The sequence below is a fragment of the Caproiciproducens puteiluti genome (assembly GCF_052442865.1).
Classification (GTDB): domain Bacteria; phylum Bacillota; class Clostridia; order Oscillospirales; family Acutalibacteraceae; genus Caproiciproducens.
In genome coordinates this window covers 22,322-45,831 of sequence record NZ_CP194790.1, presented here as the reverse complement: position 1 = coordinate 45,831, position 23,510 = coordinate 22,322, and the positions used below count along the sequence as shown (strand labels likewise).

21 protein-coding genes are annotated in these 23,510 nt (G+C 56.9%); all 21 read left to right on the top strand.

From position 1 onward, the window contains the following. The first annotated feature begins 80 nt into the window (after positions 1–80). The 21 genes from ACRQU7_RS00225 (at position 81) to ACRQU7_RS00125 (ending at position 23,509) form a co-directional block, all read left to right on the top strand. On the top strand, positions 81–602 hold the full coding sequence (locus ACRQU7_RS00225; protein ID WP_444642779.1) for a cell division protein ZapA: 522 nt from the start codon (positions 81–83) through the stop codon (positions 600–602). Continuing rightward, on the top strand, positions 589–2,655 hold the full coding sequence (locus tag ACRQU7_RS00220) for a DUF3656 domain-containing U32 family peptidase (RefSeq protein WP_444642777.1): 2,067 nt from the start codon (positions 589–591) through the stop codon (positions 2,653–2,655). Before ACRQU7_RS00225 ends, ACRQU7_RS00220 begins: the two co-directional genes overlap by 14 nt. 10 nt (positions 2,656–2,665) lie before the next feature. Next, complete coding sequence (dut, locus tag ACRQU7_RS00215; protein WP_444642776.1) at positions 2,666–3,127, top strand: dUTP diphosphatase; 462 nt, start codon at positions 2,666–2,668, stop codon at positions 3,125–3,127. Further along, positions 3,124–3,390 (top strand): DUF4321 domain-containing protein, encoded by a 267-nt coding sequence (locus ACRQU7_RS00210; protein ID WP_038322360.1) that lies wholly within the window; start codon positions 3,124–3,126, stop codon positions 3,388–3,390. Before dut ends, ACRQU7_RS00210 begins: the two co-directional genes overlap by 4 nt. A gap of 10 nt (positions 3,391–3,400) precedes the next feature. Continuing rightward, positions 3,401–3,973 (top strand): Maf family protein, encoded by a 573-nt coding sequence (locus ACRQU7_RS00205; protein WP_038322361.1) that lies wholly within the window; start codon positions 3,401–3,403, stop codon positions 3,971–3,973. A gap of 120 nt (positions 3,974–4,093) precedes the next feature. Then, complete coding sequence (locus tag ACRQU7_RS00200) at positions 4,094–5,107, top strand: rod shape-determining protein (RefSeq protein ID WP_444642775.1); 1,014 nt, start codon at positions 4,094–4,096, stop codon at positions 5,105–5,107. 86 nt (positions 5,108–5,193) lie between these two features. Next, the gene (mreC, locus tag ACRQU7_RS00195; protein ID WP_141826764.1) at positions 5,194–6,123 is read left to right on the top strand and encodes a rod shape-determining protein MreC; all 930 of its coding nucleotides are present in this window, start codon (positions 5,194–5,196) and stop codon (positions 6,121–6,123) included. A 1-nt stretch (position 6,124) separates the two neighbouring features. Next, on the top strand, positions 6,125–6,637 hold the full coding sequence (mreD, locus tag ACRQU7_RS00190; RefSeq protein WP_444642773.1) for a rod shape-determining protein MreD: 513 nt from the start codon (positions 6,125–6,127) through the stop codon (positions 6,635–6,637). Between the two features lie 42 nt (positions 6,638–6,679). Further along, entirely contained in the window at positions 6,680–8,848 is a 2,169-nt protein-coding gene (locus tag ACRQU7_RS00185; RefSeq protein ID WP_444642771.1) for a penicillin-binding transpeptidase domain-containing protein, read from the top strand. Between the two features lie 117 nt (positions 8,849–8,965). Continuing rightward, complete coding sequence (locus ACRQU7_RS00180) at positions 8,966–9,712, top strand: nucleotide-binding protein (protein WP_038322366.1); 747 nt, start codon at positions 8,966–8,968, stop codon at positions 9,710–9,712. 34 nt (positions 9,713–9,746) lie between these two features. Beyond that, positions 9,747–10,151, top strand: coding sequence for a methylglyoxal synthase (locus tag ACRQU7_RS00175; protein ID WP_038322367.1), 405 nt, complete (start codon positions 9,747–9,749; stop codon positions 10,149–10,151). A 274-nt stretch (positions 10,152–10,425) separates the two neighbouring features. Beyond that, positions 10,426–11,718 carry a histidine--tRNA ligase gene (hisS, locus tag ACRQU7_RS00170; RefSeq protein WP_444642768.1) on the top strand — a complete coding sequence of 431 codons (1,293 nt, stop codon included), beginning with the start codon at positions 10,426–10,428 and terminating at the stop codon, positions 11,716–11,718. A 141-nt stretch (positions 11,719–11,859) separates the two neighbouring features. Continuing rightward, positions 11,860–13,644 (top strand): aspartate--tRNA ligase, encoded by a 1,785-nt coding sequence (gene aspS / locus ACRQU7_RS00165; protein WP_444642766.1) that lies wholly within the window; start codon positions 11,860–11,862, stop codon positions 13,642–13,644. Between the two features lie 733 nt (positions 13,645–14,377). Continuing rightward, positions 14,378–15,052, top strand: coding sequence for an epoxyqueuosine reductase QueH (locus ACRQU7_RS00160; protein ID WP_444642764.1), 675 nt, complete (start codon positions 14,378–14,380; stop codon positions 15,050–15,052). A gap of 78 nt (positions 15,053–15,130) precedes the next feature. Then, the gene (locus ACRQU7_RS00155) at positions 15,131–16,279 is read left to right on the top strand and encodes an MFS transporter (protein ID WP_444642762.1); all 1,149 of its coding nucleotides are present in this window, start codon (positions 15,131–15,133) and stop codon (positions 16,277–16,279) included. Positions 16,280–16,439: 160 nt separating this feature from the next. Continuing rightward, a complete protein-coding gene (locus tag ACRQU7_RS00150) occupies positions 16,440–16,847 on the top strand; it encodes a winged helix-turn-helix transcriptional regulator (protein WP_444642760.1) in 408 nt (135 codons plus the stop codon). A gap of 1 nt (position 16,848) precedes the next feature. After that, positions 16,849–17,862, top strand: a complete 1,014-nt coding sequence (mgrA, locus tag ACRQU7_RS00145) for an L-glyceraldehyde 3-phosphate reductase (protein ID WP_444642758.1) — start codon at positions 16,849–16,851, stop codon at positions 17,860–17,862. 355 nt (positions 17,863–18,217) lie between these two features. Beyond that, complete coding sequence (locus ACRQU7_RS00140) at positions 18,218–20,551, top strand: anaerobic ribonucleoside triphosphate reductase (protein WP_444642756.1); 2,334 nt, start codon at positions 18,218–18,220, stop codon at positions 20,549–20,551. Next, positions 20,541–21,062, top strand: a complete 522-nt coding sequence (nrdG, locus tag ACRQU7_RS00135; protein WP_444642754.1) for an anaerobic ribonucleoside-triphosphate reductase activating protein — start codon at positions 20,541–20,543, stop codon at positions 21,060–21,062. The genes ACRQU7_RS00140 and nrdG overlap by 11 nt, the downstream gene beginning before the upstream one ends. Before the next feature lie 128 nt (positions 21,063–21,190). Beyond that, positions 21,191–22,405, top strand: a complete 1,215-nt coding sequence (locus ACRQU7_RS00130) for a BTAD domain-containing putative transcriptional regulator (RefSeq protein WP_444642752.1) — start codon at positions 21,191–21,193, stop codon at positions 22,403–22,405. 33 nt (positions 22,406–22,438) lie between these two features. Continuing rightward, entirely contained in the window at positions 22,439–23,509 is a 1,071-nt protein-coding gene (locus ACRQU7_RS00125; RefSeq protein ID WP_444642750.1) for a transglutaminase-like domain-containing protein, read from the top strand. Position 23,510: the final 1 nt, after the last annotated feature.

Sequence of the window (23,510 nt, the reverse complement as noted above, 5' to 3'; positions counted from 1 at the left end):
AAAGCTCTTTCATATTATGTTATAATATACTATAATGTAAACAATTCTAAATTCGCTGTTGTGTGAAAGGGTATGACTTCATGAGTAAAAACAGAGTGAAATTGAATATTTGCGGCTGTGAGTGCGTCATCAGCTCGGACGACAGCGAGAGCTACGTACGCTCGATCGGCGACGAAGTGGAGAAGGCCATGGATGATATCACGGGCAAAAATGAACGTGTTTCCATCACCATGGCGGCCGTTATTACGGCGCTCCGCTACTGTGACGAAGCCCACAAATCCGCGGGCGGGGCGGACAACCTCCGCTCCCAGATCAAGGATTATCTGGAGGATTCCTCCCACGCGCGCATGGAGGCCGAGGAAGCCCGGCGGGAAATCGAGCGCCTGAAACGGGAAATCCAGACCCTTCGCGCACGTCTGTCGGAGGACGGAGAGCCTGCCGCGGACATGCCCGCGCCGGAGGTCCGCGCACAGAAACCGGTCGTTCCCGGCTCCCCCGTACAAAGGCCGCAGGCGGGCAGCTATTCCCGCGTGAATCCGGACATCACCGCCGAACAGGAAGGCTTTATGAGCTTCTTTGAAAAGAAAAATGACGAACAGTAACATAGAGGTTCTGGCCCCTGCCGGGTCGCCGGAAAGCCTGACCGCTGCAGTGCGCGCGGGGGCGGACGCGGTGTATCTGGGCGGAAGCGCGTTCAGCGCGAGGGCCGGCGCCAAAAACTTTGACAGCGGCGAGTTAAAATCCGCCGTGGAGTACTGCCACGCCCGCGGGGTAAAGGTCTACCTTGCGGTCAACACCCTGCTTTTGCAGGACGAGCTGCAAAAAGCGCTCGATTTTGTTTCCTACGCCTGCACCCTGCCTGTGGACGCGCTGATCGTACAGGACACGGGCCTGATCCGGCTTTTGCAAAAATGCGCGCCCGGCCTGCGGCTGCACGCCTCCACCCAGATGAGCATCCACACCCCGCTGGGCGCTTCTGCGCTTTTCGAAGCGGGAATCAAGCGCGTGGTGCTTTCCCGCGAGCTGAATCTCCGGGAAATCGGGGAAATCCATCGGGCAACCCCCGTGGAGCTGGAAGCCTTTGTCCACGGCGCGCTGTGCATGTCTGTCAGCGGACAGTGCTACTTCAGCTCCGTGCTCGGCTCCCGCAGCGGGAACCGCGGCCTTTGCGCCCAGCCCTGCCGGCTGCCGTTTTCCGTTACCGGCGGAACGGGGCACGATCTGAGCTTAAAGGACCTTTCCATGATCAGCCGTATGGACGAGCTGAGCCGCGCGGGCATTTCCAGCGCGAAAATAGAAGGCCGTATGAAGCGGCCGGAATACGTCGCCGCAGCCGCGCGCGCGAGCCGGCTGGCGGCGGACGGCGAACCGGTTCCCCCGGATTTGGTGAAAAACCTGGGCGCGGTCTTTTCCCGCTCGGGCTTTACCACCGGATATCTGGACGGGAAGCTGGGCCGCGACATGTTCGGCGTGCGTTCCAGGGAGGACGTGACCGGCGCGACCGGCGCGGTTTTCGCCGAACTGCACAGCCTTTACAACCACGAATACCAGAGGATTCCGGTTTCTTTCCGCCTGACCATCCAAAAAGAGCAGCCTTTGGTGCTTTTTGCCGCCGACCGCGACGGCCGGACGGCCCGCGTTTCCCTCGGTGAAACGCCCCAGCCCGCGCTCAGCCGCGCGATCGACGAAGAGCGCTGCGCCGAACAGCTCAAAAAGACGGGCGGCACGCCGTTTTACGCCGACGAAATCGTCTGTGAGATCGCAGAGGGGCTTTCCGTCCCGGTTTCTTCCTTAAACAGGCTGCGCCGGGAGGCGCTGGAAAAGCTGGAGCAGCTGCGCACATGCCGCGCGGAGATTCCGTTCCAAATGTGCCGGATTCCCGAAGCGGGCACCCACACGGCAAAAAAGCTGCGGCTGCGCTCGCGGTTCGCAAGCACCGATCTTCCGCCCGCGGCAAAGCAATGTGAACTCGTTTATCTTCCGTATGATACGGATTTGGATATTCTTCAAAAATTAAAAGCAGACGGCTATTCCGTCGCACTGGAAATCCCGCGCGGCATGTTCGGGATGGAAAAAGCCGTCCGGGCTCGGCTTTCCGCCGCGAAAGAAGTCGGATTTTCCGACGTCTGGGCGGGGAACCTCGGCGCGGCGGCGCTCGGCCGCGAGCTGGGGCTGACCGTACACGGCGGCTTTTCGCTCAACATTACCAATACGGCGGCGCTTCTCTGGCACAGTGAATTCGGGCTGGCGGACACGGAGCTTTCCTTTGAGCTGACGCTCGCGCAGGCCGCCGCCGTCGGCGGAGAGCTGCCGAGGGGTCTTCTGCTCTACGGACGGCTGCCGCTGATGCTGACGCGCAACTGCCCCGCGGCGAACGCGGGCGGCTGTAAAAACTGTGAAACCGCGCCGTTTCTGACCGACCGGAAGGGAATCCGGTTCCCCGTCCAGTGTTACGGCGCTTGCAGCGAGGTCCTCAATTCCGTTCCTCTCTATATGGCCGACCGGCTTCGGGAGGTACGCAATCAGGATTTCGGTGTCCTGCGTTTTACCACCGAATCCGCACGGGAGGTGGAGGAGATCATCGGCCGGTATCTGGCCGGTTCCCCGGACGACGGGGAACACACCCGCGGGCTTTACTACAGGGGAATAGAATAGGGGTATCATAATGACCGACCATATTTTAAAAATGAAAAAACTGAGGCAGAACGCCGTCACGCCGACCCGCGCAAGCGAGGGCGCCGCCGGGTTCGACCTGTACGCCTGTCTGGACGCGCCGCTCACCATTGAGCCGCGCGGGCTTTACAAAATTCCCACGGGGATCGCCATCGCGCTGCCGGATGAAAACACGGTCGGGCTGATCTTTGCCCGCAGCGGGCTGGGCGTCAACCACGGCGTTTCCCTTCCCAACGCGGTCGGTGTGATCGACAGCGACTACCGCGGCGAAATCCTGGTCGGAATGACCAACTGCAGCGACAAACCCTACACGCTCCAGCCGGGCGAACGCTGCGCGCAGCTTGTGGTGACGCCGGTGCTGCTGCCCGTTCTGGAAGAAACCGACGATCTTGGCGAGACCGCGCGGGGCACGGGTGCTTTCGGCTCCACGGGAAAGAGAGGGCTGCAAAAATGAAAAAGGGCGTTCTGAAAACAATTTTGTTAATTATTCTGCTTGTATTGGCGGTGGTTTTGGGGCAGATTATTGGTACGGCCTGCGCCGGAATCCATTATCTTTCCTGGCTGGGCGCCGCGGCGGACTTCGGACTGTCCACCACCGAGCTGAACCTCTCCATTATAAAAATCACCTTCGGCATCCGGCTTGGAATCAACGCGGCGCAGTCGATTCTGGCGCTGGCCGCGGTCATCGCCGTTATTCTCATCAAAGTGAAGGAATAGGAGGATACCCATGTTGCTGCTTGCATCTACTTCGCCGCGCCGCAGCGAGCTGCTGAAAATGGCCGGCTACGAATTCACCGCCGCGCCCTCGGACGTCAGCGAGGGATATCTGCGCGGAACCCCTCCCATGCAGATTGTCGAGCTGCTCGCCGCCCGGAAAGCGGAAGCGGTGGCAAAACAGAACCCGCAGGACACCGTCCTCGGGGCGGACACCGTCGTTGTTTTCAAGGGCCGCGTGCTGGGCAAACCGAAGGACGCGGAGGAAGCCAAAGCGATGCTCCGACTCCTGTCCGGAAACGTCCATCAGGTATACACCGGCTACTGCATCATCAGCGGCAAAGAGCTGATCCGCGGGCACGAGTGCACCTCGGTGGAATTTTACCCGCTGAGCGAAAACGAAATCAGCGCCTACTGCGAAACAAAGGAACCGATGGACAAAGCCGGCGCATACGCCATACAGGGGCGGGGCGCGCTGTTTATCAAGCGGATAGACGGGGACTTTTACAATGTAATGGGCCTGCCGATCGGCAAAATCAACCGTATTCTGACCGGGCTTAAAAATTCATCGAAAGAAAATTCATAAATATTGCGCGCTTTCTGAATTAATAGTTGAGAAATGACTCTTTTGAGGTTATAATAAATACTATCTGAAACAATGAAGCGATATTATTTTTTTGCCAGGTTTGAAAGGGGAAAATGACTCATGTTTTCAAAAGATATAGGAATAGATTTGGGCACCGCAAATACTCTGGTTTTTATGAGGGGAAAAGGAATCGTCATGCGCGAGCCTTCGGTGGTCGCCGTTGACGTCCGTACCGATACCGTTCTGGCCGTGGGCGCGCAGGCCAAGGAAATGATTGGCCGCACCCCGGGCTCCATCGTCGCGGTCCGCCCGCTGAAGGACGGCGTCATCGCCGACTTCGACATCACCGCCACGATGCTCAAGCACTTTATCCGCAAAGCCGTGAAATCCAACGCGTTTTCCCGCCCGCACATCATCGTCTGTATTCCTTCCGGCGTAACGGAAGTGGAACGCCGCGCGGTGGAGGACGCCGCCCGTCAGGCGGGTGCCAATAACGTCGAGCTGATCGAGGAACCCATGGCCGCGGCCATCGGCGCGGGACTGCCCGTGAGCGAGCCGACCGGCAGCATGGTCGTCGACATCGGCGGCGGCACGGCGGAGGTCGCCGTGATCTCGCTGGGCGATATCGTCACCTCGGTTTCGGTCCGCGTTGCGGGCGATAAATTTGACGAATCGATTATCTCCTACGTAAAAAAGAAGTACAACCTGCTGATCGGCGAGCGCACCGCCGAGGAAATCAAAATCAAGATCGGCTCCGCTTTCCCGACCGAGGACAACGAGGACGCCACAGTGGAAATCAAGGGGCGCAACCTGGTGGACGGCCTGCCGAAAAATGTGACCATTTCCGCCGAAGAGGTGAGGGAAGCGCTGAGCGACCCGCTGGCGCTGATTATTGACGCGGTGAAATCGACCCTGGAAAAAACCCCGCCGGAGCTTTCCGCGGATATTATAGACCACGGCATCATGCTGACGGGCGGCGGCGCCCTGCTGCGCGGGCTGGACAGGCTGGTCGAACAGGAGACCGGAATGCCCGTCCATATTGCCGAAAGCCCGCTGGATTGTGTTGTTGACGGAACGGGCAAGCTGCTTGAAATCACCATGCCCTCCTCGTATTACAAAAACAACAGAAAATAAGGGGATCACTTCAGCGGAGGGTGAAAGCTCTCCGCTTTTTGCACTTTCAGGAGATCGCGCCAAAGACTTGAAAAGGAGGTGCCGCGTTGAAAGATTTTTTCCATTCCAGGGGATTTAAGGTTCTCATCACCGTTGTGTTCATTATGTTCGGTCTGATGCTTTATACGGCGAGCACCGGCAGTTCCCTTACCGCGAACCTGCTCAGCCTGATTTCCACCCCGATGCAGAGAGTCAGCACCGTCGTCACCAACAACGCCGCCGTCGCGGCGCAGAACGCCACGCGCACCAACGAAGAGCTGGCGGCGGAAAACACAGCGCTGAAAAAGCAGATTGAAGAGCTCAACAAAAAGCTGATCAACTACTACAGCTATCAGCAGGAAAACGCCCAGCTGCGCAAATTTCTGGAGCTGAAGAACGAAAACAAGGATTTCAAACCGGTCTCCGCCGCGGTCATCGGTCGCGACCCGAACGACCTGTTTTATAATTTCCAGATCGACAAGGGGTCCCTTGCCGGTATTTCCGTGAACGACCCCGTCATTACCGAAGGCGGCGTGGTCGGCTGGATTTCCAGCGTAAACGCCAGCTACAGCCGGGTCACCACGATTCTTTCCGCGGACACGAAAATCAGCGCCATCGACAAGGTCAACCGCGATTCCGGGGTCATCAGCAGCGACATCAAGTTCGCCGACAAGGGCGTTTTGAAGCTCGGCTACCTGACCGCGGACACGACGGTAAAGCCCGGCGACATCATTGTGACGAGCGGCCTGGGCGGTGTATTCCCCCGCAACCTTGCCATCGGCACGGTCAACGAGGTAAAGAACGACCCCTACGATGTTTCGCTTTACGCGGAGATCAAGCCCTTTGTGGATGTGAAAACCGTGCGTGACGTCATGGTCATTACCGCCTTTGAGGGACAGGGCCAGGCGCTTTCCGACGGCAGTTCTTCCGCTTCCTCGACTGCTTCCTCAGCCGCATCCTCGTCTCCTTCTTCCACCGTTTCTTCCGGGGGGAAATAAGATGGAAAAACTCAAGGTTCTCCGTTATTTCGCCTATACCATTGAAATACTGGTGTTTTACATGGTTCAGGAGACTCCCGGCCTTGTTCCCGACCTGTTTGGTGCACGGCCGGTGCTTTTGATTCCCATCGCGCTCTCCATCGCCCTGTTTGAGAAAGAGACAGCCGCCATGGCTTTCGGCCTGCTGTGCGGGCTGCTGATCGATTTCGGCGCGGGCGGCGTGCTGGGCTTTCACGGCCTTCTGCTCTCCGTCATCTGCTACAGCGTGGGGCTGATCGCCGCAAACCTGATCCAGACAAATTTTCTGACCGCCATGATTACCGCGGTGATTTCCACCGCCGGTGTCGTTTTGCTGCAATGGGTTTTCTTTTACCTGCTGTTCAGCTACTCTCACGCGGCCTACGCTCTGACCGCGCACTATATTCCGCGCTTCCTCTACACAACCGCGCTTATGCCGGTCACGTACTATTTCAACAGGGCGCTCGCCCTGCAGATACGGACGAAGGAAGAATAGGCCGTACAAAAATTCTTATTTGAATGAAAAGGAGGTTCCGCCTTGGACAAGCTGAAAGGACATTCCCGTTACTGGGCTATGGGGCTGATTATTTTCGCCATCATGGCCGTCTATACCCTGCGCCTTGTGGACTGGCAGATTCTCAATGGCTCCTCCTTTCTGAAGGAAGCGGACAAACTCAGGCCCTCTACCGTCGTCATGGACGCCGCCCGCGGCGAAATCCTCGACTCAAACGGCGTGGGCCTTGCCGTAAATAAAACCGGCTACGCTATTGTGTTCGACCGCGTCTATATGAAGTCCGACACGCAGAACAACACCATTCACCAGCTGATTCAGCTTTTGAACCAGCGGGGGGAAAAATGGACGGACATTTTGCCGATCAAGCTGAACGCCAAAGGGCAGTATGAGTTTGTTTCCGGCATGGACAAGGAAATCGCAACGCTCAAATCGGCGGATTACGCGAATGTAAATTCTTACGCCACGGCGGACCTGTGCATGGCCCACCTGATCGAAAAATACAAGGTCACCGGGTACTCCGCCGAGGAAGCGCGCAATATCGTTTCCGTGCGCTACAATATGACAAAATCCGCTTTCGGAATTTCGGCGCCGTACACCTTTGCCGAAGACGTCAGCCGCGACACCATCGCCATCATCAGCGAAAATTCCTCCCTGCTGCCCGGCGCGACGGGGAAGGTCACCACCGTTCGCCAATACCCGAACGGCAGCCTTCTGCCGCATGTTCTGGGAACCATCGGCTCCATTTCCCGGGAGGAATACGACGAGCTGAAGGACAAGGGCTACGCGTTTAACGACCGGCTTGGAAAGAGCGGCATCGAGCAGGCATTTGAAAGTATGCTGCGCGGCAAAGCCGGGGAAAAAGTGGTGGAAACCACGAACACCGGCGCGCTGGCCTCGGAAACGGTAAAGACCGCGCCGGTTTCCGGCGACACCGTTTATCTGACCGTGGACAGCAGAATCCAGAGCGTCCTCAACGTTTCCCTGGCCAACAACGTAAAGGCGACCCAGGCCAACGGGCGTAAGCTTTCCGCCCAGCGCTACAAGGGGATGTCGAGCGGCCACGGCGAGGACTGCGTCGCGGGCGCCGCGGTGGTGCTGCGGGTAAAGGATTTCTCCGTGCTGGCGGCGTCCACCTATCCGACCTACGACCTGACGGAATACCTGAACGATACCAATTATTACACGTCCCTGATCAATAACAAGGATAAGCCGCTGATCGACCGCGCTTTCAACGGCGTGTTCACCCCCGGCTCCATCATCAAGCCCTATGTGGCTCTGGCCGCGCTACAGGAAAAAGCGATTACGACCTCCACCCGTCTGGAAGGCAACAGCAAGTACACCCGCTTTGCGGACACCGGCCTGGTTCTGGGCAGTATCGGCAACTACGGCATGATCACCGCGAATTACGCGATCCAGAAGTCCAGCAACTCCTTCTTCTACGAAGTGGGGTACCGGCTGGGAATTACCAATATGAACCTGTACGCCAAGCGCTTCGGGCTGGGCGTAAAAACCGGGATTGAGCTGCACGAAAGCGCCGGAATCCTGGGCGGTCCTTCCGAACGTACCGCCGCGGGCGGCGGGGGATGGTACGACGCCGACACCGTCGAAGCCGCCGTGGGTCAGGCCGACAGCAAGTTTACTCCCCTTCAGCTGGCGACCTATACCGCCACGATCGCGAACAACGGCGTGCGCTTAAAACCCCATCTGGTCGGCAAGGTGACCGACTATTCCCGCAAAAACGTGATTTCACAGACCTCTCCCGAAACGGTGGACAATATCGGGGTCTCCCAATCCTACATCGATTACGTCAAGGAGGCCATGCGCAGCGTGGCGACCGCCGGTACGGCGAGCTCCACCTTCAAAAACTACGGGATCGCCATCGCGGCCAAAACCGGTACCGCGGTACAGACCCCGCACTCCGACAACGTTACCTTCGTGGCTTTTGCGCCGTACGACAACCCGGAGATCGCCGTGGCGGTCGTGCTGGAGCACGGCGCGACCAGCATGTATTCCAACGCCGTGGCCAAGGACATCCTCGACGCGTACTTTTACGGGAAAACCGTCGACGCCAGCGGCAACCTTGTTATGCCGTCCGCTTCCGGCACCGCTTCCTCCGGGGCCTCTTCGGGAACGGCTTCCGGCACGGCGTCGGGGAACCCGTCTTCCTCTTCCTCCGGCTCCTCCGCGGGCTGAGCGCCGCAGAGTTAAATTGTTAACAAAATATTAAATGTTTTGTTTTGTGTATTTACGACAATAAAAACGCTTTGACTACCAGGAATGTTTGTGGTAATATGAGAGCGAGGTTTTTATATGGGTGTCGCAACAGTCATCACATCGGGTAAGGGCGGTGTAGGGAAATCCACCGTAACAGCCGGCCTTGGTTTTGCTTTGGCAGCCAGGGGCAGGCGTGTTTTGCTGATTGACGGCGACGCCGGTCTGGGATGTCTGGATCATATGCTCGGCGTTGCGGAGCAGCAGGTCTTTGATATTGCGGACGTGGTTTCGGGCCGTGCCGAACCGGTAAAAGCCGTTTATTCGTGTCCCTTTTCGGAAAGGCTGTTTTTGCTGCCCGCCCCCGCGAGGGAGGACGATTTAATCAGCCCGGATATTATGAAGCAGCTCGTATCGGTACTTTCCCGGTATTACGACCACGTACTGATCGACAGCCCCGCCGGGGTGGGCGGAGGCTTTGCGAGCGCGGCGGCTTCGGCCCAGCGCGCGCTGATTGTCACAACACCCGATCCCATTTGTGTGCGAAATGCAAATAAAGCGCATTTTTTACTGGAACAGGCCGGGATAAAACAGCAGCGGCTGATTATCAACCGTTTCAGCGGGCATAATTTCTACACGCAGGGATTTTACCCGGATCTTGATTCTGTGATCGATTCCGCCGGGGTACGGCTCATCGCCGTGATTCCGGAGGACATGCTTCTGGCGGCCGCCGCTTCCAACTGTGAACCGGCCCCGCAGAAATCGGCCGGCGCAATGGCTTTCGGCCGGCTTGCCGCAAGGCTGGAAGGCGAACATGTGCCCCTGGCCGCGCTGCAGAAATTTTAATTCTACATATTCCTGATTTTAGGAGGAAATAAATATGAATATTGCTTTAATCGCCCATGACGCAAAGAAGGAACTCATGGTTCAGTTCTGCATCGCCTACTGCGGTGTTTTGAGCCGTCACCTGCTTTGTGCGACCGGCACCACGGGCAAGATGGTTTCCGAAGCGACCGGGCTTGAAATACAGCGCTTTCTGGGCGGCTCTCAGGGCGGCGACCAGCAGATTGCTGCGCGCATTGCCTGCAACGAGGTCGACCTGCTCCTGTTTTTCCGCGACCCGCTGAACCCGAAGCCGCACGAGCCGAACGACATGAACCTGCTGCGCCTGTGCGACATGCACAATATCCCCGTCGCGACCAACATCGCAACCGCGGAGGTCCTGATTCACGGTCTGGAGCGCGGCGATCTTGACTGGCGCAACATTTTGAATCCGAAAGCCTGATTTTTTATTTCGGCAATGACCGGAAGGAGTACCCAAAAGCTTGGCCACAGGGAGGGCGCGTCCCAGACTGTAAGCGCGCCTGCAGAAGAGCTTTGGGGAAGACATCCGCGAGCCGGCACGCCGCCCCGCGTTTCGGGGCTTTTTGAGGAGAGCTTCGGCTCTTGAAAAAGGGTGGCACCGCGAGGATCATTCTCCCTCGTCCCTTTGGCCGGGACGGGGGCTTTTTGCATTCTTAACCATTTTTACAGATTATTTTAAGGTAAGGAGAAACGCTATGGAACTGATCAAGGCACAAAAAGGGACGCAGGATTTACTGCCCGCCCAGACGGAAAAATGGCAGGTCGTGGAGGACGTGATGCGCAGCGAGGCCAAAATCCACGGCTTCGGGGAAATCCGCACCCCGGTTTTTGAAGATACCCGGCTTTTCCAGCGCTCGGTGGGGGAAACCACCGACGTGGTGCAGAAAGAGATGTATACCTTCAACGACAAGGGCGGCCGCTCCGTCACCCTCCGGCCGGAGGGGACCGCGGGCGCGGTGCGCGCCATGCTGGAGCACGGCATGTACAACGACGGGCTGCCGCTGCGCCTTTCCTACTTTACCTCCTGCTACCGCTATGAAAATACCCAGGCGGGCCGTCTGCGCGAATTCCACCAGTTCGGACTCGAGGTGTTCGGCACCCAGTCCCCCATGGCGGACGCCGAGCTGATCGGCACGGCGAAAAGCATTTTCAGCCGTCTCGGCGTACGGAACCTCAAGCTGGAGATCAACTCCATCGGCTGCCCCGACTGCCGTGCGAAATATTACGAGGCTTTGCGGGCGTATTTCAGCGACTACAGGGATCAGCTCTGCGAAACCTGCCAGGGCCGTCTGGAGCGCAACCCGATGCGGATTCTGGACTGCAAAAGCCCGGTCTGCTCCAAAATCGCCGCTGGCGCGCCGCGGATGCTGGACTACTTATGCGACGACTGCCGCACGCACTTTGAAAGCGTAAAAACCTACCTTGACGCAATCCATATCAAATATACCGTCAATCCCTCCATTGTCCGCGGGCTGGACTACTACACCAAAACGGTGTTTGAGTTTGTTTCCGACGACCTCGGCGCGCAGAGCACCGTCTGCGGCGGCGGGCGCTACGACGGGCTGGTGGAGGAAATGGGCGGACAGCCCATGCCCGCGCTGGGCTTCGGTCTGGGCATGGAGCGCCTGATGATGATTCTGGATGCGCAGAAGGTCGAATTCCCCGAGCCGGAGACCTGCGACCTGTTCATCGGGGCGCTCGGCGACGCGGCAAGGCTGGAAGCGTTTAAGCTGGCGCACAGCTTACAGGAATATTCCATCAGCGCCGCGTGCGACATCAACGACCGCGGGCTGAAGGCGCAGATGAAATACGCGGACAAGATCGCCGCAAAATATTCTCTGGTTCTGGGTGACGACGAGCTTGCAACCAAAAAGGCCGTGATCAAGAACATGAAGACCGGCGAGAAGTCCAAAATCGATCTGAGCAAGGACTTTGTGGAGCAGTTTGTCACGCTGCAGACGAAGGACGAGGACTCCATCGATTTTTAATCCATAGCAATACTCCCTCCGGCGCGCCGGAAGAAGTTGTGGCACGATATCTTCGTGGTTTTCTTTGACGGGAATACAAAAGCAATCACGTGATTTTATTGGCAGTCTGATATTGAATATCATTAATTGGAGGCTATTTTAATGGCAGAATTCATGACAGGAATGAAACGCACCCACTACTGCGGCGAGCTGCGCGCCGCCGATATCGGCAAAACCGTGACGGTTTGCGGCTGGGTACAGCGCCAGCGCGATCTGGGACAGCTGATCTTTATCGACCTGCGCGACCGCACGGGCATCCTTCAGCTTGCGTTCAACAACGCGACCGACCGCGCGATTTTTGACAAGGCGTTCTCCGCCCGCGCAGAATATGTTCTGGCGGCGACCGGTGCGGTGCGCGAGCGTTCCTCCAAGAACACCGAGATCCCGACCGGCGAAATTGAGATCGAGGTACAGGAGCTGCGCGTTCTGGCAAAGAGCGAGACCCCGCCGTTTGAAATTGCGGAGGATTCCAATGTAAAAGAGGATTTGCGGCTGAAATACCGCTATCTGGACCTGCGCCGTCCCGACGTACAGAATAAAATTATCGGACGCCATAAAATCGTGAAGGTCGCCCACGACTACTTCGACAACAATGGATTTATCGAGGTCGAAACGCCGGTCCTGATCAAATCCACGCCGGAGGGCGCGCGCGACTACCTCGTGCCTTCCCGTGTGTTCCCGGGCAGCTTTTTCGCGCTGCCGCAGTCGCCCCAGCTTTACAAGCAGCTTTTGATGCTTTCGGGCTTTGACCGCTACATGCAGATTGCCCGCTGCTTCCGCGACGAGGACCTGCGCGCGGACCGCCAGCCGGAATTTACGCAGATCGACCTGGAAATGTCTTTTGTGGATCAGGACGACGTGATGGCGATCGGCGAGGGCTTTATGAAGCAGGTCTACAAGCAGGTGCTGGATATCGATATCCAGACGCCGTTCCGCCGCATGACCTGGCACGAGGCGATGCGCCGCTTCGGTTCGGATAAGCCCGACCTTCGCTTCGGCCTTGAGCTGATCGACCTGACGGAGGACTTGAAGCAGACCGAATTCCGCGTGTTCAAGGGTGCGGTCGAGGGCGGCGGAAGCGTGCGCGGCATCAACCTGAAGGGCCTTGCCGACAAGCTCAGCCGCAAGGAAATCGACAAGCTGACCGAATGGGTGAAGTCCTACGGCGCAAAGGGCATCGCGTGGACAAGGCTGACCGAAGGCGGGGAGACCTCTTCCTTTGAAAAATTCCTTGCTCCGGAGGAAACCGCCGCGGTGCGCAAAACCATGGGCGCCGAAACCGGCGACGTGCTGCTGATCGTCGCGAGCGACGAGGATACCGTCGTGTACGCTTCCCTTGGCGCGCTGCGCTGCGAGCTTGCCGCACGGTTTGGCCTGATCGACAAAAGCAAGCCCTGCCTGCTGTGGGTCACGGACTTCCCGCTGTTTGAGTTCAGCAAGGAAGAAAACCGCTTTATGGCGATGCACCACCCGTTCACCGCGCCGCGCGCGGAGGATATCGACAAGCTTGAAAGCGACCCCGGCAATGTCTGCGCCATTGCGTACGACATGGTCTTAAACGGCAACGAGCTGGGCGGCGGTTCCATCCGTATCAACAACCCCGAGCTGCAGCAGCGCATATTCAAGGCGCTGGGCTTCACCCCCGAGGAAACTCAGAAGCGGTTCGGCTTCCTAACCGACGCGTTCCGCTACGGCGCCCCGCCGCACGGCGGTATGGCGCTCGGCCTTGACCGTCTGGTCATGCTGTTGCTCGGCTGCGACAACATCCGCGACGTGATCGCGTTCCCGAAGGTCGCCTCTTCCTCCGAACTGATGTCGGGCGCGCCGACGGACGTGGACGAAAAGCAGCTTACCGAGCTGGGGATCAGCATCCTTCCAAAAGAATAATCATCCGACGCTCCGCAAAACCGCGGAGCGTCGTTTCCATTTACAGCAAAGTTTTTGCTTTTTATCATAATGGAAATATTGTAGCAAATTCTATAACCTGTTATAATGAAGCAAAGCGGACCATGCGGACCTGCCGGTCAGGAAGCGCCTACGGCGATGTTTCCAATTGGCTTGCATTAAATCGGGAGTGGATTGCTCCGAAACTCCTTCCGTCGCGCCGGGCGCGACACCTCCCTCAAAGAGGGAGGCGGGGGTTCGACCTTTTTAGGCTCCCTCCTTGAGGAAGTTTAGCCCTTCCTTTCCGTATCCCTCCGTCAATGAAAACCACAAAAATATCGTATCCTATATAGATACGTTGGGGATACTTGGGGGTGCAGGGGGATTTTATGGAGCTCTCCCGCCGGGAATTAAAAATTCTCCTGCGCGTCCTTTGCCTACTTTCGTACAAGATCGAAAGTAGGGGCCCGCCCGGCCTGAGGGCAGAGCTGACGATCAACTCCCACTTGCGGAATGCGGACCTGCCGGTCGGGAAGCGCCTATGGCGATGCTCTAAAGGGAAGGACTCCCTCCGCCGCGCCGGGCGCGACACCTCCCTCACAGAGGGAGCCGGCAGGCGAAGCCTGACTGAGGGAGTTCCCCGGGAGCGTGGATGAGGGAGTCCGCATTTTCTTCCTTTGGTTTTCATTGACGATATATGGAAAAGCAAGGCTCCAAAACAGAAAAGGAGGGTATCATGGTCAAAATCAATTATCAGAAGCAGCTGGACGCTACGATTGCCGGGCTGCACGGCGAAACACCCTCCCTTTTGCTCCATGCCTGCTGCGCGCCGTGCAGCAGCTATGTGCTGGAATACCTTTCGGACTATTTCCGGATTACACTGTTTTATTACAACCCCAACATTTCCCCGGAGGACGAATACCGCAAACGCGTGGAAGAAGTGAAGCGTCTGATTGCGGCGCTCCCGGTGAAGAACCCCGTTTCCTTTCTGGAGGGAAACTATGACACCGGCCGTTTTTTCGCCCTTGCTAAGGGGCATGAGGACGAGCCGGAGGGCGGCGAACGCTGTTTTTCCTGCTACGCCCTGCGGCTGCGGGAAGCTGCGCAGACGGCAAAAGAGGGCGGGTTCGACTGCTTTACGACCACCCTTTCCATCAGCCCCTACAAAAACGCGGAAAAGCTAAACGCCATCGGCGCGCAGCTGGAAAAGGAATACGGCGTGCGCTATCTGTATTCCGATTTTAAAAAGAAAAACGGCTACCGGCGTTCCATTGAGCTTTCGGCAAAATACGATCTGTACCGGCAGGATTATTGCGGCTGTGTATTTTCCAAAGCGGAGCATGACCGCCGTTTAAAAGTTCAAAACTTTTCCACACAGGAAGGACAGCCAGTGGAAAACCTTCCGATTTGATCCTCGGCAGGAAAATCCGGCCCAAAATTTTCAATGGGCCTGGTTTTTGCGTCCGGATTCAGACGGGAGGTTTTTTCTTTGAATAAAAAGAATGTCTATCTGCTGTACGGCGTCGCCCTGCTTCAGGGCATGGTGTTCTATGCGCCCATTGCCACGCTGTACCGGCAGGAGCGCGGGGTGGGGATTTTTGAGATCACGCTGATCGAAAGCATCAGCATGGTGGTCAGCCTTGCACTTGAGCTTCCATGGGGCTTTCTGGCGGAACGCATCGGATACCGCCGGACTCTGCTGATTTGTAACTTTTTCTACTTTATATCAAAAATCGTCTTCTGGCAGGCAGCCGGCTTCGGCATGTTCCTGCTGGAACGGCTGATTCTTGCCGTGGTGATCAGCGGCCTTTCCGGCTGTGACAGCGCGTTTCTCTATCTTTCGGCAGGAAAGGCCGATTCCCTGCGGGTATTCGGCATTTATTCCGCCATGGGTTCCGCCGGAACTCTGATTGCCGCGACAGTATTTTCCCTTTTTCTGCACGGAAACAGTTCCCTGTCCGCGCTTTTTACGGTTTTCAGCTACGGGTTCTCACTCCTTTTAACAATCTTTTCAACAGAAGTTGAAAACTATGTTGAAAACTCCCACAATTTTAAAAAACAGGCAATCGAAATGCTCGCCGTCCTAAAAAAACAAAAGCGCTTTTTCCTGTTTTTACTGGCGGCGGTGCTGTTTGCGGAATGCAGCCATACGATTACGGGCTTTCTCAACCAGCTTCAGTATCTGCGCGGGGGAATCCGGCCGGAAACCATGGGCCTGCTGTATATTCCAGCAATTGTCGCCGAGCTGTTCGCCGCGCGTTCCCACCGGCTGGTCGGCCGGATGGGGGAAAGCAAAGCCTGTACGCTGTTATTTCTGACCGGAGGCGCGGCGTGTCTGGCCATGTTTTTTTCCGCGAATCCGGTGCTCTCCGTCGGGTGCGTGGTTCTTCTGCGCGCCGCAGCCGCCCTTTTTGTACCCATCCAGATGGAGGTGGAAAACCGCACGGTTTCCGACGGGAACCGCGCGGCCGTTCTTTCCGCCTACTCGGTCGCTATGGACGTGGTTTCCGTCGGCACCAATCTGCTGTTCGGCAAAGCGGCACAGGCGGACGTCGCGGGATCCATGCTGCTGGGCGCGGGCTTTTGCTTTGCGGCACTTTTGTCCTACGGAATCTGGCGGCGGGCGGGAAACCGGTAACACATTTTTGTTTACAATCTGCTTTGACGGTGCTATGATATGCTTATTATTCATGATATACTCAATATTATTGAGTGGGGCAGTCTTGAAAATCGGGCGTCTGGAACCCGCGTGGTAAAATTGCGGCTGTGCCGATGATCCGAAGCGTCGGAGGCAGAACATGAAAAAAGACAAGGAAAAGAAAAAGAAGCGCGCAAAGCGCCCGGAGCCAAAACAGGAGTCTGCGGAAAAAATTCGGGAAGGCGCGGCGGAGGAACCTTCCGAGGACCCTCTTTCGTATGCGCTGACCGCGGTGGGCGGCAAATGGAAGCTCCGGATTCTGTGGGCGCTGCGCGGCGGCACAAGCCTTCGCTACGGCGAAATCAAGCAGCAGATTCCCCCGATCACCGACATGATGCTCAGCCAGAGCCTGCGCGAACTGACGGCCTCCGGGCTGATTGTACGCCAGCAGTTCCAGCAGATTCCACCGAAGGTGGAGTACCGGATCACTCCCGCTGGAGGCGACCTGATTCCCGCGGTGGAGCTTCTGTGCGCCTGGGCTTCAAAACAAATCAAAGGAGAGAAATAACATGGAACGATACACCCTGGTCCCCCCTTACACCGCGGAGGAAACGCGTTATACGCAGATGCAGTACCGCCGCTGCGGCAGGAGCGGCTTGAAGCTGAGCGCCGTTTCGCTCGGCTACTGGCACAATTTCGGCACCTACGACCAGTACGAAACCGCCCGCGCGGTCACCCGCCGCGCGTTTGACCTTGGTATTACCGTTTTTGACCTTGCCAACAACTACGGTCCCCCGGCAGGCAGCGCGGAGGAGACCTTCGGCCGCCTGATGAAGGAGGACATGCACCCTTACCGCGACGAAATGGTCATCACCACCAAAGCGGGCTACACCATGTGGCCCGGCCCGTACGGTGATTTCGGCTCCCGCAAGTACCTGCTCGCGAGCCTTGACCAGAGCCTGAAACGGATGGGGCTTGATTATGTGGATATCTTTTACCATCACCGCATGGACCCGGAGACCCCGCTGGAAGAAACCATGGGCGCACTCGCGCACGCGGTAAAGAGCGGCAAGGCGCTTTACGCCGGGATTTCCAACTACAGCCCCGAAAAGGCAAAGGAAGCCGCTTCCCTTTTGAAGGAGATGGGCGTTCCCTGCCTGATCTGCCAGTCGCGCTACAGCCTGCTGGACAGAAAGGTGGAACAGGACGGGCTGTTTGAGGCGCTTTCCGGCTGCGGCATGGGCGCGACCGCGTTCAGCCCGCTGGCACAGGGCCTTCTGACCGGAAAATACAACAACGGCATCCCGCAGGATTCCCGCGCGGCGGGAGCTTCCGTCTTTTTGAACAAGGACCGCATTACGCCCGAAACCATCGAAAAGGTTGTCGCGCTCGGCAAGCTGGCGGCGCGCCGGGGCCAGACTACCGCGCAGTTCGCCCTTTCGTGGGTGCTGCGCCAACCGGTGATGGCCAGCGTGCTGATCGGTGCCAGCCGCGTTTCCCAGCTGGAAGAGAATATGGGCGTGCTGGACAATCTGGATTTCTCGGAAGAGGAAATCCGCGAAATAGACGCAATTCTTCGGTAACGGCGTATTAAAAGGTCAAATACTCTCTTAGGGCTCCTTCTTAGAGGGAGGCAGGGATTCAGCCCCCTCCCCGAGGGGGCTGACAGGCGAAGCCCGACTGAGGGAGTTTTACAAAAGCAAACCGGAAGTTACTTTGAGCCCCCCGGAAGGGGGGCTTTTTGCGCCTGATCCCGACTTTTATTACAACTGTATCAAAATGGTACATATAGCGTGATAATTCTAATAATTAAAAATTTAACGCTATATCTTGTGGAAATTACCCTTGACAAGTACCTGGTATTGCAGTAAAATTCAAAGTACCCACTGAAAAAAGGGGCAAATTACGGTATTTTTGCTTTGAAAGGAATGTTTCTAAATGGCTGTCAAAATACAGAAGCGCAACGGTGTGGTTGTGACGTTCGATAAAGAAAAAATTCGCAATGCGATTTATAAAGCCAATCAGGCGGTTGCGGAGGAAGAGATGGGCGCGCCCGTTCTTGACCGGCTGACGGGCAAGGTAGTCAGGACTTTTCAGGGCGACAGCGTCCCCACCGTCGAGCAGGTGCAGGATGCGGTGGAGGAAACCCTGATTGCCGCGGACTACGCCAAAACCGCGAAGGCTTACATACTCTACCGCGCGGAGCACACCAAAATTCGCCAGGCTGAGGGCGACCTGATGAACATATACAAGGAGCTGACCTTCCGCGACGCGAAGGATGCCGATATCAAGCGCGAGAACGCGAACATTGACGCGGATACCGCCATGGGAACCATGCTGAAATACGGCTCCGAGGGCTCCAAATATTTTATCAACAACTATGTCCTTCCCAAGGATATTGCCGCCGCGCACATTGACGGCGACATCCATATCCACGACGAGGATTTCTATATGCTGACGGAAACCTGCTGCCAGATCGATCTGATCAAGCTGTTCAAGGGCGGCTTCTGCACCGGTCACGGCGCGCTGCGCGAGCCGAACGACATCCGCTCCTACGCCGCGCTGGCCTGTATTGCGATTCAGGCCAACCAGAACGAGATGCACGGCGGGCAGTCTATTCCGAATTTTGATTATTCCCTGGCGCCGGGCGTCGCCAAAACCTTCCGGAAGGCTTATTTCAAAGCCCTTTCCCAGTTTTTCCAGGTTGCAAACGGCATGAAGGAAACGGACGCCGACGCGCTGGTCAAGACCATTCAGGCGGATTTGGGCACGGACATTACGCTTTCCACCGTCGACCGGTACGGCGATGCTTTGAAAAGCTATCTGCCGGAGCACCAGAAGAAAAACAGCTTTGAAGAAATCTCCGAAAAGGAAGCCGTACGCGCGCACCGGTACGCCGTAAAGACCGGCACCTCCAACACCGAGTCGGCGACCTATCAGGCGATGGAAGCGCTGATCCACAATCTGAACACCATGAATTCCCGCGCGGGCGCTCAGGTCCCGTTCTCTTCCATCAACTACGGCACCGACATCTCGCCGGAGGCGCGGATGCTCGTCCGCAATCTGCTGAACGCCACCGCCGCCGGACTGGGCGATGGCGAAACGCCGATTTTCCCCGTACAGATTTTTAAGGTAAAAGAGGGCGTCAACTACAACGCGGGCGACCCCAACTACGACCTGTTCAAGCTGGCCTGCAAGGTAAGCGCAAAGCGCCTGTTCCCGAATTTCAGCTTTATCGACGCGCCGTTCAACCTGCAGTACTATCAAGAAGGCGACTATAACACGGAAGTGGCCTATATGGGCTGCCGTACCCGCGTCATGGGCAACACCCACGACAGGACAAAGGAACTCACCTGCGGACGCGGAAACCTGAGCTTTACCTCGCTGAACCTTCCCCGCATTGCGATCGAAGCGAAGGGCGACCTCAAGGCTTTCTATGAAACGCTGGACAAACGGATGGATCTCGTCATCCGCCAGCTGATGCACCGCTTTAAAATCCAGTGCTCCAAAAAGGTATACAACTATCCGTTCCTGATGGGGCAGGGCGTCTGGATCGACTCCGAAAAGCTCGACCCGCAGGACAGTGTGGAAGAGGTCCTGAAGCACGGCACCCTGAGCATGGGCTTTATCGGCCTTGCCGAAACGCTGAAAGCGCTGACCGGCAAGCATCACGGGGAAAGCGCGGAGAGCCAGAAGCTCGGCCTTGAAATCGTTTCCTATATGAGAAAGCGGATGGACGACGAATCGGCGAAAACCGGCCTGAACTTCACCCTGCTCGCCACTCCGGCGGAAGGGCTTTCCGGCCGCTTCGTGCGCATCGACCAGAAGAAATACGGCAAAATCCCGGGCGTCACCGACCGCGAATACTACACGAACTCCTTCCATGTGCCCGTCTATTTCCCGATCAAGGCGTTTCAGAAAATCGAGCTGGAGGCGCCGTACCATGCAATGACCAACGCGGGCCATATCAGCTATGTGGAGCTGGACGGCGACACCTGCAAAAACATCGACGCATTTGAAGCGGTAATCCGCTGCATGAAGGAACACGGCATCGGCTACGGCTCGGTGAATCATCCGGTCGACCGCGATCCGGTCTGCGGCTTCAACGGGATTATCGACAACGAATGCCCCAAGTGCCACCGCTCCGAAAACGACGGCGGCCCCAAATTTGAGCGTATCCGCAGGATCACCGGGTATCTGGTGGGCACCACCGACCGGTGGAACAACGCGAAACGCGCGGAAGAGAGGGACAGAGTGAAGCATGGGCTCTAAGCTGAAAATCTGCGGGGTCGAGCCCGAGTCGATCGTGGACGGAAAGGGCTTCCGCTATGTGGTGTTTGCACAGGGCTGCCCTCACCGCTGCCCCGGCTGCCACAATCCGCAGTCCCACGATTTTAACGGCGGAAAATGGGCGGATATTGACGACCTGTTCGCCGAAATCTGTGAAAACCCACTGCTGAAGGGCGTGACCTTCAGCGGAGGGGAGCCTTTTTCCCAGCCGAAGCCGCTGGTGGAGCTGGCCAGGCGGATCCACGCAAGAAAGCTGGACCTGACCGTCTTTACGGGCTATACCTATGAGGAGCTTTGCGCGCGGCACGACCCGGACACCGACGCGCTGCTGCGGGAAGCCGACATATTGATCGACGGGCCGTTCCTGCAGGAACAGAAGGACCTGACCCTTGTGTTCCGGGGAAGCCGGAACCAGCGCGTCATCGATATGAACCGAACGAGAGAGACCGGCGCGCTGGTACTGGATGAAGTCGAAAAAGAAGCATTCTCCTGACGGAGAATGCTTCTTTTTTGTAAAAATATAGGCTTTTCTGTATCAAATTTCCCTTGTCAATTTAGTTTCCATGTGTTACCATGATTATATATATTCCGGCATATTTTTTCGGAAAGGGATGAGTGCTTATGCGGCCCGACGTTGTTGCACAGGAACAGATTCAGATCAAAATGCTGGGCGAATTTTCCATAACCATTAACGGCAATCAGCTTACCAATTTGAAAGGCCGCACCAAAAGGGTGTGGATGCTGATTCAGTATCTGATTGCGAACCGGCATAAGGAAAATTCCACCGAAAAGCTGGTGGAAGTACTGTGGCCGGACAATCAATGCAATGACCCGCTGAACGCTCTGAAAAATCTTGTTTACCGGGCCCGGGAGCTTCTAAAGGGCCTTTCGGGAAACGACAAAGCGGAATACATTCAGTATATCCACAATACATATTCGTGGAACAACAGTTATTCCTGCCTGATCGACACGGAGCAGTTTACGGAGTTTTACCGGCGGGGAAGCGACGTTTCCAAAACGCAAGAGGAACGGGTGGAGGCGTTTAAGGACGCCCTGCAGCTTTACTGCGGGGAATTTCTGCCCAAATCGGCCTACAGCAACTGGGTGATTTCCGCCAGCGCGTACTACGCGAACCTTTATAATCAGTGTGTGCTGCGCTGCTGCGGGCTGCTGATCGATCTGCGCCGTTTCGACGAGGTGACCCAAATCTGTGAAAACGCGCTGATTTATTCCCCGCTTGAGGAATCCATCCACAAGATGCTTCTGTTCGGCTACCTTTCCACCGGCCAGCGCAACAAGGCGCTGGACCACTACAACCATGTGATCGACCTGTTTTACAGGGAGCTGGGCGTGGACATTTCCGAATCCATGCGCGCGCTGTATAAACAGCTGGTCAACAGCATCAACAACGTGGAAATGGACCTGGGCGTCATTAAGAACGACCTGAAGGAAGCTTCCGCCGTGGAAGGCGCATACTACTGCGATTACGACATCTTCAAATCCATCTACCGGATTCAGGCGCGTTCGGTGGCGCGCACCGGAAGCTCGGTTTTTATTGTTCTGTTCACCATCAGAGGTCTGGATGGCGAGCTGCCGAAGCCGCGGGTCGCCAAGCTGGCTTCCGAACGGCTGAAAGCTACGATTATGGACAGTCTGCGCAAGGGGGACACGGTCGCTTCCTACAGCGCCACACAGTTTATCGTGATGCTGCCCCTCATCAGCTATGAAAACGCGGAAATGGTGGTGGACCGTATCCTTCAGAAATTCCGTTTCCGGTACCGCAGGGACAACGTGAAAATTTCCACCAGAATCAACGCGCTCGATTCAGCGGAGTAAATGATTTGAAACCGGGCTGAGGGGAGGGATGACATGCGGAAATATAAATCCATATTCCCTGTGTTTTTGCTTGCGTTTCTGCTCTCCGCCTGTGCCGGGCAATCTCCCGGCAGCGCTCCGGACCCGGCGTCCGGCGCCGTTTCGGTTTCGTCTTCTTTACAGGACATTTCCTCCGGGGAAGCTTCCTCTTCCGGGGCCGGCTCCTCTTCAACCGCCGAATTCTCCTCCGTATCGCCGGAACCGGCGCCCTCTTCCAAACAGGATCTTGTTTCGAGAGTTCTGAATTCCTCTTCCGAAACAGTCGTAATGAGTTCGTCCCTGCCGCCCACGGCAGCGCCCTCCCCGGCCTCCGCCGCAAAGCCGATGCCCGCCGTCACGGCGAAGATGCCGCAGGCTCCCGGTACGGAGGTTTTCAGCAAAAGCGGCGCTTCGGTCGATTACAGCGACGCCGGGCAGGGTTACGTCATGGTACGCTACAGCGGTTCTTCGGTCATCAAGGTATTGGTTTATTTCAACGGCGGTTCCTCCTATTACCAGTACAACCTTGCGGGAGACGGCGTCTATGTCGCCCTTCCCCTGCAGAGCGGCAGCGGAACCTACAAAGTGCGGTTCATGGAAAACGTTTCGGGGAACAGCTACGCCGAGCTTTGCTCCACGCAGCTGAGCGCCTCCGTTTCGGGCTGGGGGTATACGCTTTACCCCAACCAGTACGTCAGCTACGGCGCTTCCTCCGCGGCGGTGGCCAAGGCAAAAAGCCTTTGCGCTTCGGCCGCCAGCAACGCACAGAAGGTCGCTGCCATTTATCAATTTATTATCTCAACCATCAAGTACGATTATCAAAAGGCGGACAGCGTGAAAGCGGGCTATCTGCCCAATGTGGACAGCACGCTGTCCGCCAAAACGGGCATCTGCTTCGACTACGCGGCTCTGATGGCCGCCATGTGCCGTGCGCAGGGAATCCCGACGCGGCTGATTATCGGCAACACCAGCGTAGGATACCACGCCTGGAACGAGATTTATCTGGACGGGTGGAAGCGCTACGATTCCACTTTTGCCGCGGCCGGACAGTCCGCCGGGACCTATACGGCGGAAAAATACTATTAAC

What these genes read in the sequence shown, in the direction of transcription:
- ACRQU7_RS00225 (WP_444642779.1), top strand. Translation starts at nt 81, where the DNA reads ATGAGTAAAAACAGAGTGAAATTGAATATTTGCGGCTGTGAGTGCGTC.
- ACRQU7_RS00220 (WP_444642777.1), top strand. Translation starts at nt 589, where the DNA reads ATGACGAACAGTAACATAGAGGTTCTGGCCCCTGCCGGGTCGCCGGAA.
- dut (WP_444642776.1), top strand. Translation starts at nt 2,666, where the DNA reads ATGACCGACCATATTTTAAAAATGAAAAAACTGAGGCAGAACGCCGTC.
- ACRQU7_RS00210 (WP_038322360.1), top strand. Translation starts at nt 3,124, where the DNA reads ATGAAAAAGGGCGTTCTGAAAACAATTTTGTTAATTATTCTGCTTGTA.
- ACRQU7_RS00205 (WP_038322361.1), top strand. Translation starts at nt 3,401, where the DNA reads ATGTTGCTGCTTGCATCTACTTCGCCGCGCCGCAGCGAGCTGCTGAAA.
- ACRQU7_RS00200 (WP_444642775.1), top strand. Translation starts at nt 4,094, where the DNA reads ATGTTTTCAAAAGATATAGGAATAGATTTGGGCACCGCAAATACTCTG.
- mreD (WP_444642773.1), top strand. Translation starts at nt 6,125, where the DNA reads ATGGAAAAACTCAAGGTTCTCCGTTATTTCGCCTATACCATTGAAATA.
- ACRQU7_RS00180 (WP_038322366.1), top strand. Translation starts at nt 8,966, where the DNA reads ATGGGTGTCGCAACAGTCATCACATCGGGTAAGGGCGGTGTAGGGAAA.
- ACRQU7_RS00175 (WP_038322367.1), top strand. Translation starts at nt 9,747, where the DNA reads ATGAATATTGCTTTAATCGCCCATGACGCAAAGAAGGAACTCATGGTT.
- hisS (WP_444642768.1), top strand. Translation starts at nt 10,426, where the DNA reads ATGGAACTGATCAAGGCACAAAAAGGGACGCAGGATTTACTGCCCGCC.
- aspS (WP_444642766.1), top strand. Translation starts at nt 11,860, where the DNA reads ATGGCAGAATTCATGACAGGAATGAAACGCACCCACTACTGCGGCGAG.
- ACRQU7_RS00160 (WP_444642764.1), top strand. Translation starts at nt 14,378, where the DNA reads ATGGTCAAAATCAATTATCAGAAGCAGCTGGACGCTACGATTGCCGGG.
- ACRQU7_RS00150 (WP_444642760.1), top strand. Translation starts at nt 16,440, where the DNA reads ATGAAAAAAGACAAGGAAAAGAAAAAGAAGCGCGCAAAGCGCCCGGAG.
- mgrA (WP_444642758.1), top strand. Translation starts at nt 16,849, where the DNA reads ATGGAACGATACACCCTGGTCCCCCCTTACACCGCGGAGGAAACGCGT.
- ACRQU7_RS00140 (WP_444642756.1), top strand. Translation starts at nt 18,218, where the DNA reads ATGGCTGTCAAAATACAGAAGCGCAACGGTGTGGTTGTGACGTTCGAT.
- nrdG (WP_444642754.1), top strand. Translation starts at nt 20,541, where the DNA reads ATGGGCTCTAAGCTGAAAATCTGCGGGGTCGAGCCCGAGTCGATCGTG.
- ACRQU7_RS00130 (WP_444642752.1), top strand. Translation starts at nt 21,191, where the DNA reads ATGCGGCCCGACGTTGTTGCACAGGAACAGATTCAGATCAAAATGCTG.
- ACRQU7_RS00125 (WP_444642750.1), top strand. Translation starts at nt 22,439, where the DNA reads ATGCGGAAATATAAATCCATATTCCCTGTGTTTTTGCTTGCGTTTCTG.